The 854-nt window shown below is 32.8% G+C and carries 1 protein-coding gene; it reads left to right on the top strand.

Annotation, left to right across the window (positions count from 1 at the left end; translation table 11 throughout):
* Positions 1-285 precede the first annotated feature (285 nt).
* Positions 286-621: a GNAT family N-acetyltransferase gene (locus BAZSYMA_RS04340; RefSeq protein WP_090715987.1), complete on the top strand. Its 336-nt coding sequence runs from the start codon at positions 286-288 to the stop codon at positions 619-621.
* Positions 622-854 lie beyond the last annotated feature (233 nt).

Below are 854 nucleotides of genomic sequence, written 5' to 3'. Positions count from 1 at the left end.
GCTGGGAAAATAAGGTTTTTTTGGACTTTATGAAAAAATACAGGTAGTTTTGAAAATATTTTTAAAAAAATCTAAAAATTGAAATTAGGGTGGAGAATTATGAGTTATGCAAAAGTCTCAAAGTAATTAACATAGAGAATGATTTTCAATTCAAAACTTACAAGTTGGAATCAAAAAGTGATATGGCGCTATATAAAAAAATGTTAAGCCTGTTTTACATGGATGGGGGAAGAAATATACCAGAGTAACACTTAATCTTATGAGTCCTCAGGCTTATCATCAATCATGGAAAATGATATTAGACAAGAACTTTTTGATGGTGAATTTGAAAGAGAAATTCATGTTGTTACTTACGAAGGAAGAATAGAAGCTATATCTTATGCAAAAAGTCCAGACATCAAAGTGCCTGAAGTTAAGGCAATTGTGTCAAATCCTGAAGGGTTGGTAGCCAATCAAACCACAATCGTTAAAGGGGCAGGGTCAGCACTTTTAGACCATATACTTCAAAGGTATAAAGTGCTAGGCGTAGAGAAGGTTCAGCTTCTTGCTACAAATGATAAATATTATATTGATCGAGGTTGGAAAGCAGAATCTGAATCAAATGAATGTCCAACGATGTAAGGTCTTTGTGTTAATTTTGGATGATTAACAAAATTCAATTTTTAAAGACCTTTGCAGTGTGTAGTCTCACCTGTAGACAAATAGGAACAATCATCAAAAACCCACTTTTCACCCACTTGGCGATTTTTTAAACTTACTAGGACAAGGTTTAAAGAAATCACCCATTGGGCAAAAATTGGATTTTGCCAATCATCCCTATTTATGCAAAGGTCTTTTAATATGATTATTTAATA

Source organism: Bathymodiolus azoricus thioautotrophic gill symbiont (genome assembly GCF_001298715.1).
Taxonomy (GTDB): domain Bacteria; phylum Pseudomonadota; class Gammaproteobacteria; order PS1; family Pseudothioglobaceae; genus Thiodubiliella.
This window is presented reverse-complemented; position numbering and strand designations above follow the sequence as displayed.

What these genes read in the sequence shown, in the direction of transcription:
- BAZSYMA_RS04340 (WP_090715987.1), top strand. Translation starts at nt 286, where the DNA reads ATGGAAAATGATATTAGACAAGAACTTTTTGATGGTGAATTTGAAAGA.